11 protein-coding genes are annotated in these 13822 nt (G+C 66.0%); 10 read left to right on the top strand and 1 reads right to left on the bottom strand.

Annotation, left to right across the window (positions count from 1 at the left end; all coding sequences use genetic code 11):
• Window positions 1-32 precede the first annotated feature (32 nt).
• The 10 genes from LXM50_RS09650 (at window position 33) to LXM50_RS09605 (ending at window position 12125) form a co-directional block, all read left to right on the top strand.
• Window positions 33-2078, top strand: a complete 2046-nt coding sequence (locus tag LXM50_RS09650; protein ID WP_233311110.1) for a hypothetical protein — start codon at window positions 33-35, stop codon at window positions 2076-2078.
• Between the two features lie 290 nt (window positions 2079-2368).
• Complete coding sequence (locus LXM50_RS09645) at window positions 2369-3271, top strand: SDR family NAD(P)-dependent oxidoreductase (RefSeq protein ID WP_233311109.1); 903 nt, start codon at window positions 2369-2371, stop codon at window positions 3269-3271.
• Window positions 3272-3276: 5 nt separating this feature from the next.
• A complete protein-coding gene (locus LXM50_RS09640) occupies window positions 3277-5037 on the top strand; it encodes an IlvD/Edd family dehydratase (RefSeq protein WP_233311108.1) in 1761 nt (586 codons plus the stop codon).
• Window positions 5037-5981, top strand: coding sequence for a dihydrodipicolinate synthase family protein (locus LXM50_RS09635; protein WP_267920786.1), 945 nt, complete (start codon window positions 5037-5039; stop codon window positions 5979-5981). The genes LXM50_RS09640 and LXM50_RS09635 overlap by 1 nt, the downstream gene beginning before the upstream one ends.
• The gene (locus tag LXM50_RS09630) at window positions 5978-6721 is read left to right on the top strand and encodes a FadR/GntR family transcriptional regulator (protein ID WP_233311106.1); all 744 of its coding nucleotides are present in this window, start codon (window positions 5978-5980) and stop codon (window positions 6719-6721) included. Before LXM50_RS09635 ends, LXM50_RS09630 begins: the two co-directional genes overlap by 4 nt.
• Complete coding sequence (locus tag LXM50_RS09625; RefSeq protein WP_233311105.1) at window positions 6718-7683, top strand: sugar kinase; 966 nt, start codon at window positions 6718-6720, stop codon at window positions 7681-7683. Before LXM50_RS09630 ends, LXM50_RS09625 begins: the two co-directional genes overlap by 4 nt.
• An 84-nt stretch (window positions 7684-7767) precedes the next feature.
• Window positions 7768-8316 carry a bifunctional 4-hydroxy-2-oxoglutarate aldolase/2-dehydro-3-deoxy-phosphogluconate aldolase gene (locus tag LXM50_RS09620; protein ID WP_233311104.1) on the top strand — a complete coding sequence of 183 codons (549 nt, stop codon included), beginning with the start codon at window positions 7768-7770 and terminating at the stop codon, window positions 8314-8316.
• 130 nt (window positions 8317-8446) lie between these two features.
• Window positions 8447-9487 carry a substrate-binding domain-containing protein gene (locus LXM50_RS09615; RefSeq protein ID WP_233311103.1) on the top strand — a complete coding sequence of 347 codons (1041 nt, stop codon included), beginning with the start codon at window positions 8447-8449 and terminating at the stop codon, window positions 9485-9487.
• 80 nt (window positions 9488-9567) lie between these two features.
• Window positions 9568-11070: a sugar ABC transporter ATP-binding protein gene (locus LXM50_RS09610; protein ID WP_233311102.1), complete on the top strand. Its 1503-nt coding sequence runs from the start codon at window positions 9568-9570 to the stop codon at window positions 11068-11070.
• 29 nt (window positions 11071-11099) lie between these two features.
• On the top strand, window positions 11100-12125 hold the full coding sequence (locus LXM50_RS09605; protein WP_233311101.1) for an ABC transporter permease: 1026 nt from the start codon (window positions 11100-11102) through the stop codon (window positions 12123-12125).
• Window positions 12126-12301: 176 nt separating this feature from the next.
• On the opposite strand, the gene LXM50_RS09600 is transcribed toward LXM50_RS09605, so the two are convergent.
• Entirely contained in the window at window positions 12302-13696 is a 1395-nt protein-coding gene (locus LXM50_RS09600) for an APC family permease (protein WP_233311299.1), read from the bottom strand.
• Window positions 13697-13822 lie beyond the last annotated feature (126 nt).

The raw sequence follows: 13822 nt of genomic DNA, 5'->3' as shown, positions 1-13822 counted from the left end.
CCGAGCGCATCGAAAGACGAAGGAGTTGGAAGATGACCACCACCCAGAAGGAAACCGCACCCCGGAGCCTCACCCGCAGGACCGTGCTGATGGCAGGGCTCGGCGGAGTCCTGGCAGCCGCGACCGTCGCGACCACGGGGCCGAGCGCACTGGCGACCACCCGCCTGCCCATGGGCCCGCCTGCGACGCGGGTGACCGAGATCGGCCCGGGGATCGTGCAGTACTCGCTAATGAGCGGAGTGACCGCGGGGGGCGTGACTTACGTCGGCTCGCGTAATCTGGAGCCTGCGGGCATCATCGCGCTGGACCACACGACCGGGAGGGTCGCGCACTCGACCTCGCTCGCCGCGGGCTACAGCATCCAGGCGCTTGCGTTGGATGAGAAGCGGGGGATCCTGTACGCCGGCGTGCTGCAGAAGGCGACGGGCCCGCAGCCCAACTTGTACCGCTGGCGACTGTCCGCTCTGGATGCCCCGGCCGAGCCGATCGGTCGCATCGGCGACCGCGACGTGCGCGACCTCGCCGTCGCCCCGGACGGCACGGTCTTCGCCGTCGGTGGCGGCTCCTCCGGCGCGCCCGCGCTGTGGCAGTTCGACCCGACCAGCGGCGCCGTGACGAACCTCGGCGTCCCAGCGCCGACGGCGACCCTCGCCAGGGCCGTCGCGGCCACGGACGCGTTCGTGTACTTCGGAGCGGGAAGCAGTCTGGGCGGTGGTGGAAGCGCGAGCCGCGCCGCACTGTACGCCTACGATCGCGTGGAGCGCACCTTCGCCGACATCACGCCCGCCACCATGCTCGGCGACCCCAGCATGCGCGAGCTCGCGATCGCCGGTGATCGGCTGCTCGCGTCGACCGCGGGCGCTGCGGATCCGACCAAGCTGGCCGAGATCTCCCTGGCCGACCATTCGGTCACGGCTCTCATCACCTCGATCGGCAAGACGGCGAAGTGCTTCGCCACGATCGGCGATCAGGTGTTCTGCGCCAACGAGACCGGCATCATCGCCTGGACTCCGTCGACCGGGGACCTGTCGCAGGTCGACCTGGGATCGCTCGACCTCGGCGAGATCTGGGGTCTCGACGCGCAGGGCGACGACCTCGTCGCGGTGTCGGGTTTCGGCTTCGTCGCCGACATCGCGGCCTCGGGCGCCCTCGTGGCGACCACGGACCTCGGCGAGGCCGGTGCCCCGGCCAGTGCGCAGACCTGCATGGGCATCGCGGTCGGCGCGGGCTTCGCGTACGTCGGCGGGAACGGCGGCATCGCCCGGCACGACCTCACGGCCGGCACCGTTCAGAACCTGCGCATCCCCGGCGAGTCCAAGGACGGCGACGTCGTGGACGGCGTGCTCTACGTGGGTCAGTACAGCGGCCAGGGGATCTGGTCGTACGACCCGCGCTCCGGTGCACCCATCCGTCAAGTGGCCAAGGTGCCCGAGGCGCAGAACCGCCCGCTCGACACGGACTGGGACGCGACGAACGGCCTGCTGCTCGTGGCCGCGCAGGACGATACCCAGGGCGGCGGCTCGATCTGGACATACGACCCGGCGACGGGGGCCAGCACCGTCGACGTCAATCCGATCGACGCCGTCCAGCTTGTGCGTGCGGTCGCCACTGTCGACGGGGTCGCCTACCTCGGCGGTGACAACGCCCAGAAGACGGGGGCGCGCGGCACGATCGTCGCGTGGGACCCGGTGGCACGTGCGGAGCTCTGGCGACTCGAGACCGGTGCCGCCAACGGCATCGCGGCGCTGGAGACCAAGGGGCGGTACCTCTTCGCCCTCACCATCAAGGGTGCACTGTTCGTCATCGACCGACCGACCAGGACGATCGTGCACACCTCAGACCAGAGCGCGATCTGCCCGGGCTTCGCCGCGCTGAAGGAAGCGAGGGGCGTGGTCTACGGAGTGTCCGACACGACGCTGTTCCGGATCCACCCGCGCACCTTCGCGGTCACCGTGGTCGTCGCGGGCATCAATGGCGGCTGGTACAGCGGCCCGCACCTGAACGTCGACGAGGACGGCGTGATCTACACGCTCCGCGACCGCACCCTCGTCTCCGTTGACGACCACCCGCAGCGCTGATTGAGATTGAGGGGGACGAGATCGAACTCGTCCCCCTATCGCTGAAGGCCCGGGGCCACGGCGTCTACGACACCAGGATCGTGCACGAGATCATGCAGTTGTACCCGGGTTGCCAGCTCACGAGCAGGCGCCGCGCCGATCTCTGCGCGTCGCCGAGACTCTTCGCCGCTCCGCGCCCGGTGGCGGCTTGTTGAGACGGCCGGGCTGCGCCTGAGATGAGCGTGTCGCGACAGCGCCGGCCGAAGAAATCACCCGTTCGGCGTACGCCAGCTGCCCGAAATTCGCGAGACATGACCACGGTTGCGCCGACCGTAATAGTCATACTATTGTGGCTCTCGCGCAGCGCACGCAGCGTCGACGACGACCGCCAAGGAGATCCGCCAGTGACGAGTTCGCCCACCTATTGGGAAGGCCGCACCGCAGTAGTGACGGGCGCGACGAAGGGGATCGGGCGTGCAACCGCTCAGGTCCTTGCCGGTCTCGGCTCCCACGTGATCCTGCATGGGCGCAGCGCCGACGATGCGGATCTGCTCGCCGCGAGTATTCGTAGCGCGGGCGGCACAGCCACGGTTGCTCTCGGTGACTTACGGGACGCCGCGATGCCCACACAGCTGATCCGCGCCGCGCTCGACGCGACCGGCCGGGTCGACCTGCTCGTCAACAACGCCGGTGCCAACGTCTTCCGTGGGACGCTGGATGCGAGCATCTCTGACTGGAACGACTGCCTGAACCTGGATCTGCGCGCCGTCTGGCTCTGCGCGAAGGCGGCGGCGGCCGTCATGGCTCCCGGATCCGCGATGGTGAATATCACGTCGAACCACGCGAACTCGACTCTTCCAGGCATTTTTCCGTACAACGTGGCAAAGGCGGGGGTGAATGCGCTCACCCAGTCACTCGCGATCGAGCTCGCTGCGCGTGGCATTCGCGTGAACGCCGTCGCCCCGGGCTACATCGACACGCCCATCAATGAGGAGTACTTTTCGACATTCTCGGATCCGGCTGAGGCTCGCGCGGCCGCGGAAGCGCTGCACCCGCTGAATCGTCTCGGCACCTCGACCGAAGTCGCTCACGCCATCGAGTTCCTCGGCGACAGCAGTCGCAGCGGGTTCACTACTGGCACCATTTTGACGATCGACGGCGGGCGCTCGGCCCTCCTGCAAGACCCCGCGCGCGAGAGCGAGGCGGAGCGTTGAGCGTGATGAGCACTTCAACGGAGGCACGGAAGGGCGCCGTCAACCTCGGTTCGACCGGGCGGCGCAGCGGCGAGTGGTTCGGTGACGGGGGGAAGAACGGCTTCATCGCCCGTCATCACGTGCGTCAGATGGGGTACTCAGGACGACAGTTCGACGGGCGGCCGGTCATCGGCATCGCCAACACCTGGTCTGAGCTCACGCCGTGCAACGTGCACTTGCGCGGCTTGGCCGACGCTGTGCGGCGTGGCGTGCAGCAGGCTGGTGGTTTCGCGCTGGAGTTTCCCGTGCTTTCGCTGGGCGAACCGTTCATGCGTCCGTCCACCATGCTCTATCGCAACATGATGGCGATGGAGCTCGAGGAGCTCATCCGCGCTAACCCCCTGGACGCTGTGGTCGTGCTCACCGGCTGCGACAAGACGACACCTGCGGCGCTCATGGGGCTGGCGAGCGTCGACCTCCCCGGGATCCTGCTCACGGGAGGGCCGATGCTCAACGGCCGATTCCGCGGCCGCTCCGTGGGCTCGGGGACCGACATCTGGCGGATGACGGAGGGGCTGCGCGCCGGTGAGGTGAGCCAGGAGGAATTCACCGAGTTCGAGAGCTGCCTGAATCGGTCGCCGGGGCATTGCATGACGATGGGCACGGCTTCGACCATGGCCAGCATCACCGAAGCGCTCGGGATGCAGCTGCCCGGCGGCGCTGCCCTTCCGGCCGTCGACTCTCGCCGTGTGGTGCTTGCCGAGGACACCGGCTCGCGCGCGGTCGAGCTGGCCAACGAGGGGCTTCGCCCGTCGAAGATCATGACCAGGGAAGCGCTCGAGAACGCGCTCGTCGTGAATGCCGCGGTCGGAGGATCCACCAACGCGATCGTGCACCTGCTCGCGATCGCCGGGCGCCTCGGCGTCCCCCTCACGCTCGATGACATCGACGAGATCGGGCGTGAGATACCCCTCCTCGTTGACCTCATGCCGAGCGGCCGCTTCCTCATGGAAGAGTTCGCCTACGCCGGCGGCGTGCCCGCGCTCATCGGCCAGCTCGGCGACAGGATGCACACGGGAGCGATGACGATCACCGGGCTTCCCCTCGGCGAGAGCATGGCGGGTGCGCGGGTCGATGATCCGGAGGTCATTCGCACGCTCGACAACCCCGTGCAACCGGCAGGATCGGGTACCGCAGTGCTGCGCGGCAATCTCGCCCCGGACGGAGCCGTGATCAAGATCAGCGCAGCCGACCCCGCACTGCTTCTGCACAGGGGGCCCGCTCTCGTCTTCGACGACCTGCAGGCGTACACGGCTGTCTTGGCCGACGACGATCTCGATGTGACGGCCGACACGGTGCTGATCGTCCGAGGCTGCGGACCGCGCGGCTACCCGGGCATGCCAGAGGTGGGCAACCTTCCCTTGCCGCAGAAGCTGCTCGACCAAGGGGTCCGCGATATGGTGCGCATCTCGGATGCTCGCATGAGTGGAACCGCCTTCGGCGCCTGCATCCTGCATGTCGCCCCGGAGTCCTCGGTCGGCGGCCCTCTCGCCCTTGTCCGGACGGGCGACGTGATCGAGCTCGACGTGCACCGGCGCAGCCTCAACATGCTCGTCGACGACGAGGAGATCGCACGCCGGCGCGCTGAGTGGCGTCAACCCGAACCGCCGGCCACCCGTGGGTGGACGCGCCTGTACACCGAACATGTGGGGCAGGCCGACACCGGCGCCGACTTCGACTTCCTTGTCGGTTCAAGCGGAGACGCTACAGCCAGGAGGGCGTTCTGATGCCAACGGGTACCACCACGGTGCAGGGAGTCTGCCCCGTGCTCGAGACGCCGTTCACCGACGCCGGCGACGTCGATTTCGACAGTTTCGAACGCTTGATCGATCATCTGCTCGCAGCGGGGGTTCGCAGCGTGATGTTCCCCGGGTTCGCATCGGAGTACTACAAGCTACGCGAGCAGGAGCGCGAAGCGCTGACAGCCGTGCTCATCGAGCGGTTCCACCGTGTCGCCGGCACCACAGTCGTGATCTCGATCCCCGACCACGCCACCGCCGTGGGCATCGGCAATGCGCGCAGCGCCGTCGAAATGGGCGCCGACATGATCAACATCCTTCCGCCTCACCAGTTCGGTCCTAGTGGCGCAGCGGTTCGCGAGCACCTCGCCGGAATTCTCGGCGCAATCGGCTCGACTCCTGCGATCCTGCAGTACGCGCCTGCGCAGACCGGCACCTCCCTCGATGCCGCGAGCATCGCCCAGATGGCCGCAGTCTCGCCGAACCTCGTGCAGGTGAAGGTGGAATCCGCGCCTCCTGGTCAGCTGATCTCGGCGCTCGCCGCACAGCGCCCAGCACTCGGCGCCGTCGTCGGCTACGCCGGAGTGCAGTTGATCGATGCTCTGCGTCGCAACGCAGAGGGCGTGCAACCTGGCTCCTCGTTCGCCGAGATCTATCTCGCGATCTGGCGTCACTGGGAGAGCGGCGAGCAGGACTCCGCGATCGCGCTGCACACCAGATTGCTGCCGTACATCGCCTACTGGATGCAAGGCGTCGAGTTGATCATCCGCGCGGAGAAGCGCATCTCCTGGTTGCGCGGCATCATCGCGTCCGACCACTGCCGAGCTCCATCACGCGAACTCGACGATGAGGAACGCGCCATGATCGACCGTTTTCTCGTCGAATTCGCCGAGTTCTTTCCCGATGGCAGCGCGAAGGGACAACTGTCATGAGCGCAGAGTCAGACGTCCACGGCCAGCACCCGTTCCGCGGGCTGCACGGCCAGATCGTGGAGACGCTGGGAAGCGCCATCGGGGCGAAGACCTTGGTCGCCGGCGACCGGATCGTTCCCGAAGACGTCGCAGAGACATCCGCGGTATCGCGCGCCGTCGTGCGCGAGGCGCTCAAGGTGCTCGAGGCCAAAGGAATGGTCGAGGCAGCCCCACGGGTCGGGACGCGCGTTCGCACCGAAGAGGACTGGGACCTGCTCGACCCGGCCGTCATCCGGTGGCGAAGCGCGGGCGCGGATTCCGCCGCCCAGTTCACCGAGCTCCTGGAGTTTCGCAGCGCGATCGAGCCGCTCGCGGCTCGCTTGGCCAGCGAGAGGGTCGTGTCGGAGCGGCTGGCAGCACTACGCCACGCCGTCGAAGCCATGGAGGTCGCCGTCCGTCGGCAGGACGGAATCGCGTTCAACGAAGCCGACGTCGACTTCCACCGTGCCCTCCTAGTTGCGAGCGGGAACAAGATCGTCGCGCAGCAAGGCGAGCCCATCGAGGCGGCCCTTCGTGTGCGCCATGCCCTGAATCTCGTGCCGTCGACTCTCACGGATGCGGCCGTTTCCAGCCATCGCGACATTGTCGATGCCATTGCTCGTGGTGACGGCGGGCGGGCAGAGCTTGCGTCCCGGCGCATCGTCGATGTCGCCGGCGCCGAGATCATGTCGTCACTGTTCGGCTCGGCGGGTGCGCGATGAGCGGTAATGACAGCGCCACAACGATCGACATCGTCTGTCTCGGCGAGGCCATGGGGCAGTTCGTTCCCGATGACGGACCCCTCGAGGATGCAACGACATTCAGCCTCGGCCAGGCGGGCGCCGAATCCAATGTGGCCATCGCGACCGCGCGCTTGGGAGTGCGTAGCGCCTGGGTGAGCAGACTCGGCGATGACGCGGTGGGAGAGCGCCTCCTGAAAGCCCTAGCGGAGGAGTCCGTCGACACGTCCGCCGTCGTAAGAGATCAAGAACATCCCACCGGGATCTTCTTGAAGGACCCGTCTGGGCTGAGCCGCAAGGTCAGTTACTACCGGAAAGGGTCGGCAGCCTCGAGGATGGACCGCGGCGACGTGGACCGAGCGCTCGCGCTCCGCCCCGCTTTCATGCACCTCAGCGGGATCACGAGTGCACTTTCCGACAGCTGCGACGATGCGATCGAGTATGCGCTCGAATCGGCAGCCGCATTGGGTATCACGACCTCATTCGACGTCAACTACCGCCCGGTGCTCTGGTCGGATCAGAACCGCGCCTCGGCTCGCCTGTCAGCTTTGGCGGACAAGAGTGACATCGTCTTCGTAGGTCTCGATGAGGCGGAGATCCTCTGGGGGGCGGCCGACGCCGATGCCGCTGCCGCGCATTTGAGCGGCGCTGGACGAGTCGTCGTGAAGAACGGCGCCGAATCGGCAACTGTGCATTCCCCGGCCGGGCGATGGGAGGTCCCCGCTCTCTCCGTCGACGTGGTGGAATCCGTCGGAGCCGGCGACGCTTTCGCGGCCGGTTGGCTCGGCGGCATGATCCATGGCGTCGACGACCGCATGCGGCTGCGTTGTGGCCACCTCATGGCTCGGACCGCGCTGACATCTCTGAGCGATCACGGCGAACGCATCGCGTGGGACGCGCTACTTGCCGATGCAGCGGACCCGGCCATTTGGGTCCGCCGTTGACAACCCTTCCGAAACGGAGATCGAGCAATGCAGCACAGTGAGGCAGCAACCTTCTTTGGACGAGGTTTTTCGCACCGTCGTGCGATGGCGATCCTGCGCGGTCAGTCGCCAGAAGAGACGGTTCGGCTAGCCAGCGCAGCATGGGACGCGGGCCTGGAGTTGGTAGAGATCCCGCTGCAGAACGCGCAGTCCGCTGACGCTCTGGCTGCTGGCGCTGCCGAAGCCGCGCGTCGCGGACGTTTCGTTGGAGCCGGCACGATCACCTCCACGGTGCTGGTTGAACAGGCGGCCGCGCTCGGCGCTCGCTTCACGGTGGCACCGGGATTCGACCCGGAGGTCGCGGCTCGCAGCCTTGACCTCGGAATGCCCCATCTCCCGGGAGTCGCCACAGGTTCCGAAGTCCAGGCTGCTCTGACCCGGGGATGCATCTGGCTGAAGGCGTTCCCGGCGGAAGCGCTCGGAGCCAGCTGGATCTCCGCGATGCGGGGCCCATTCCCCGAAGCCCGCTTCGTGGCCACGGGAGGTATCAATGCGCGCAATGCACGGCAGTTCTTATCCGCGGGGGCCGGCGCCGTGTCCTTCGGTGCAGCGTTCGCAGAGTTGACCGACGACGACCTTATCCACCTGACCTGAGCGTCATCGTTCCGTTGCGTGGCAGCTCCCACACGCTTGGCAGCCCTCTGCCAACACCGGCTGATCGAACCAGCCGGACCCGATCGGCAGCGGCGCCGTTCGGTACACCATGAGAAAGGACAGCACCAGAATGATCACACACGTCAAGAGGCGCGCACGAAGCGTGCTCGTCGTCGCTGTATCGGCAGCGATGCTGCTGGGCGTCACCGCCTGCACTTCTGGACAGGAAGCGGCGAGCACCGCCCAGTCGTCCGGTCCCAAGAGCGGGAAGCTGACCATCGCCCTCCTGCAGAAGCAGGGCGATCAGCAGTATTTCGTCGACGAAGCCACGGGCGCCACGGCCGCCGCGAAGAAACTCGGCGATGTTGACGTCAAGGTGGTGAACCTCGGCACCGACGCCAACAAGGCGATCAGCGAGGTCGACTCTGTCATCGCGCAGAAGGTCGACGGAATCATCATCGTGGTTCCCGACAAGCAGATCGGTCCGCAGGTCATCTCCGCCGCGAAGACCGCAGGAATCCCGATCATGGCCGCCGATGACTCGATCGCGGCGGCCGACGGCAAGGAGATCCCGTTCGCCGGCTTCGACGGAACCGCGATGGGGACCCTCGTCGGTGCGAAGGCCGCCGAGCTCTACCTCAAGGACGGATGGACTGCTGCAGATACTCGCGTGCTGAGCGCGTACAAGCAGGACCAGCCGAACTGTGTCGACCGGGTCGACGGTGCGGCCAAGGCATTCACTGCGGGGCTGAAGGGCGCCGAGGCTCCCAAGATCATCACCGTGGGAACAGACAACTCGGCACCGGACGCTCAGAACAAGGCCGGCGCCGTGATCACCGGAAACGCCGATGTCAAGCACTGGGTCGTCTGGGGTTGCAACGACGAGAACGAGACCGGCGTGGTGACGGCGCTGCAGAACGCCAGCATCTCGCCGGCGAACATCAACGGTGTCGGTCTCGGTGCCTACCTCACCTGCAAGGACTGGAAGGCCAAGCAGGACACCGGCAACAAGGCCGCACTGTTCATCTCGGGCGTCGAGGTCGGCAAGGCCGCGGTCACGTCCATGGTGGATCTGCTCCGCAACGGCAAGGCACTGCCTCTGAAATCGATCGCTGACACGGCGATCGTCGATGCGACGAACTGGGAGAAGGCCGGCGTCGTCTGCACCTGATCGAAACCTGCCGGGGCCGCGTCGCGGCCCCGGCTTCAGCATCGGCCCCAAACAACCTAGAGAGAGACGGGAGTCTCACAATGGTCGCACTGCGTGCGAGCGGCATCGGCAAACGATTCGGTGCAGTCATCGCCCTCGATGGCGTCGACCTCGAACTGCGAGCGGGGGAGGTCACCGCGATCATGGGCGAGAACGGCGCGGGAAAGTCCACGCTGTTGAAGATCCTGGAGGGGGATTACCAGCCCGATTCCGGCCAGCTCAGCCTGGGAGGTCGCGACGTCTCGTTCACCGACCCTTCCCAGTCCCGCGCGGCCGGCCTCCGTGTGATCGCCCAAGAACCGGAGATCGTGCCGTATGTGACGGTCGCCGAGAACATCTACGTCGGAGGGATCTCCAAACAGGGCTTCTTCTTCGACCAACGTGGACTCGAGAAGCGTGCTGCGGAAGATCTGGCTCGGTTCGGCTTCGATCGCGTGATCTCGCCGAAGACGATCGGCCGCGAGCTGTCACCGGCTCAACGACAGATCGTCGAGATCATGCGTGCGATCGTCGACGACCCGGATGTCATCTGCTTCGACGAGCCGACCTCCTCGCTCGGAGACGACGAGGTCGCGCTCCTGTTCACCCTGATCCGGCAGTTGCGTGCCGAGGGCAAGGCGATCGGCTACGTCTCACATCGCATGAACGAGATCTTTCAGCTCGCCGATCGCATCACTGTGCTCCGGGACGGCAAGCTCGTCGGGTCGAAGCTGACCACAGAGACCGACAATAACGAACTGGTGCGGATGATGGTGGGGCGTGACCTTTCCCAGCTCTATCACCGCCAGCCGCACGAGACCGGGGCGCCCGTGCTCGAACTCAGCAAGGTGGACACCGATGATGTCTCCGGCATCGACCTCATGGTTCGTGCTGGCGAGATCGTCGGCATCGCCGGTCTGGTGGGCGCTGGGCGCAGCGAACTGATGAAAGCGATCGTCGGCGATCTTCCCGTTCGCCGTGGAATCGTGCGCGTCAACGGCAGGGAAGTGAAGTTCGCGAGCCCGGCTGACTCCGTCGCCGCCGGAATCGGCTTCGCGCCCGAGGAACGCAAGGCCGAAGCGCTCGTGATGCAGCGAACGGTGCGAGACAACACCGTTCTGGCGGTCCTGCCGCGCATCGCCAAGGCCTTCTTCGTCAGCACCGCGACAGAGAAGTCGCTTGCTCGCCGGTACATCGAGCAGTTGCGCATCCGCACACCCTCGACCGAACAGCTCGTCAAGAACCTCTCCGGTGGCAATCAACAGAAGGTGGTGCTGGCCAGATGGTTGGCGCATGGTCCGACCCTCCTCGTGCTCGATGAACCAACGCGCGGGGTCGACGTCGGAGCCAAATCCGAGATCTACGGGATCGTCGAGGACCTGGCAAAACAGGGCGTCGGCATCCTCTTCGTCTCCAGCGAACTGCCCGAAGTTCTCGGTTTGGCCGACCGCATCTATGTGATGGCCGGCGGACGGATCGTCGGCGACATGGACCGTGAACACGCGTCCGAAGAGGCCATTCTCGCTCTGGCCATGCTCGAGGTCGCAGCCCCCGACGCTGCGTGACCCCACTCATCTTGAAAAGGAAGAATCACGTGAACACCACACAACAGGTCGCTCCCGCGCCAGCGGCAACCCCGGACGCTCCCTCTTTCGCACGACGCGTCGTCGGCGCCGTGGGAGTGCAGAACATCTCGCTTCTCATCGCCATCGTCGCGTTGATCATCTTCATCGGCGCACAGAATCCTCTCTTTTTCGGGATCGACAATGTGCGCGTCATCGGCACGGCGGTCGCAATTTCCGGTCTGCTCGCGGTCGTGCAGACCGTCGTGATCATCATGGGAGCGCTCGACATCTCGGTCGGCTCGATCGCTGGTCTCGCCTCGGTCGCGTCAGCGATGATCTTCACCACTGCCGGCCCGCTGCTCGGAGTTGCCGGTGCGATCGGTATCGGGATCGTCTGCGGTCTGATCAACGGTTGCATCATCGTCTTCGGGCGAGTGAACCCGGTGATCGCGACCCTGGCCACCCTGGCAGCGTTCAAAGGCCTGGCCCAGCTGGTCTCCGACGGTCGCGCGCAGGGGTACACCGGAGCCGATCCGTTCTTCACGTTCCTGGCGCGAGGTACGATCCTCGGCATTCCCACGCTGATCGCCGTGCTCATCGTGATCGCGATACTCGTCCACGTCGTGCTGCGCTACACCAGCATCGGCAGAAACATCTATGCCGTCGGCGGCAACGACATCGCCTCGCGTCTCGCCGGCATCAACATCAATAGGTACATCCTCGGTGTCTACGTTCTCACCGGTGTCATCGCCGCCGTCGCCGGGATTCTGATCACGGCGCGCACGGGGTCAGGTCAGCCCGTGTCCGGATCGGAGGGTCTCGAACTCGAATCGATCACGGCGGCGGCCCTCGGCGGGGCGGCGCTCAAGGGCGGAAAGGGCACGATCGCCGGCACGATTCTCGCCGTGATCCTCCTGGGCATTCTGACGAACGGCATGACATTGCTCGACGTGAACGCGTTCTGGCAGAACGTGGCGAAGGGCGCTTTGCTCGTCGTCGCGGTCGTGATCCAGCAGCTGCGCGCGGGGGATCGCCGAATCGGTCTTCCCGCGTGACTTGCGCCGCTCCCGATCATGCTCTCAAGAGCTTGATCGGGAGCGGCTACCACGGGCGGGTTGCCACGCCGGGGGACCGCAGCGGTCAGCACGTCCCTTTCACGCATGTAGATCGAACGCGGCCGTCCGAGACAGTGGGCCGAGCGCAACGGCCGCGTTTCACTGGGAGAGTCCGTCTACTCGGTAGCGGGAACGGAGGCCGCGGTCGCGGAGGTCGTCGGGTCATCCTCGGTGAAATCCATGACCGGTGGACGGCGGCGGAATCCACGGGTGAGGATCGCGAGGATGACGACGCCGATCGTCGCCCAGATCGCGCCGGCGACGAGTGTCGTCGGCGTGAGGCTCGTCCACAGCCACATCGTCAGGGCGAATCCGATGACAGGGGCGACGGCGTAGGCCCACATGGCTTTCGCGCCGCGTTCCTTCTTGTCGAGCACATAGTGCTTGATGACTGAAAGGTTCACGAAGCTGAAGGCAACGAGTGCCCCGAAGCTGATCACGGATGCGGCGACGTCGAGCGGGAGGAAGAGTGCTCCGATCAGCCCGACGAGGCCGACAGCGACGGCGGCGACAACGGGCGTCCTGTAACGGGAGTGGAGCCGGGCAAGCGCTCGCGGCAGCTGCCCGTCGCGGCCCATCGCGAAGAGAATGCGCGACACGCTCGCCTGCGATGTGATCGCCGACGCGAAGCTGCCGCCGATGTATGCCGCTGTGAAGAACGTGAAGAGTGCGTTGCCACCGATCCGGCCCATGATGTCGAGCGCCGCGGAATCCGTGTCCGTGAAACTCTGGAAGTCAGGGAAGACAATACCGGTGACGTAGGCGGTCACGATGAAGAGGAGGCCGCCGATGAGGGTGCAGACCAAGATCGCGCGCGGTATGGAGCGCTTCGCGTCCTTTGCTTCCTCTGAAAGAGTCGAGACGGCGTCGAAGCCGAGGAAGGCGAGTGCAAGGATCGCTGCGCCGCTCGCAATCGAGCTGATCGAAGTACCGCTGTCGAAGAACGGGCCGACGAGATCCGGCATGTCGGCAGAGCCTGAGGCGAACGCGATGCCCGTCGCGACGAAGACGACGATGAAGATCACCTGAATGCCGACGAGGGCGAGGTTGACGCCGGAGACCACCGTGATGCCCAGGACGTTCAGCGCAGTCACGACAAACACAGATCCAACCACGAAGGCCCACGAGGGCACCGCCGGGAAGGTGGCGTGCAGATAGATTCCGATCACCAGGTAGTTGAGCAGCGGCAAGGCAAGATAGTCGAGCAGCAGCGTCCAACCGGTGAGGAACCCTACGTGGGAACCGAACGAGCGCTGGGTGTAGGTGTAGGCGGAGCCGGCGACCGAGTAGGCGCGCACCATGTTCGCATAGCTGTATGCCGTGAACAGCATCACCAGTGTGGTGACGAGGTAGGCGCCGGCGAGGTGGCCGCCGGTGACCTCGGTCACGAGGCCGCAAGTGGTGAAGACGGCGAGGGGGAGCATGTAGGCGAGGCCGAAGAGCACGAGGGCGGGGGTGCCCAGGGCACGCTTGAGGGATGCGGGTGGGGTCTCTCCGCTCGGCGAAGTCATTGCTGTGATCATCGAGTCATCCTTGATCTGTGAGCGCACGGGTTCGCGACGTTGCGTGGGTTGCGGCGTGCGGGGTTTCCAGGCTTGGAAATCGCTTACCGCAGAATGTACATTAGTGGTCTGCTT

The sequence above is a fragment of the Microbacterium sp. Au-Mic1 genome (assembly GCF_021341785.1).
In the GTDB taxonomy this organism is placed as follows: Bacteria; Actinomycetota; Actinomycetes; order Actinomycetales; family Microbacteriaceae; genus Microbacterium.
This window is presented reverse-complemented; position numbering and strand designations above follow the sequence as displayed.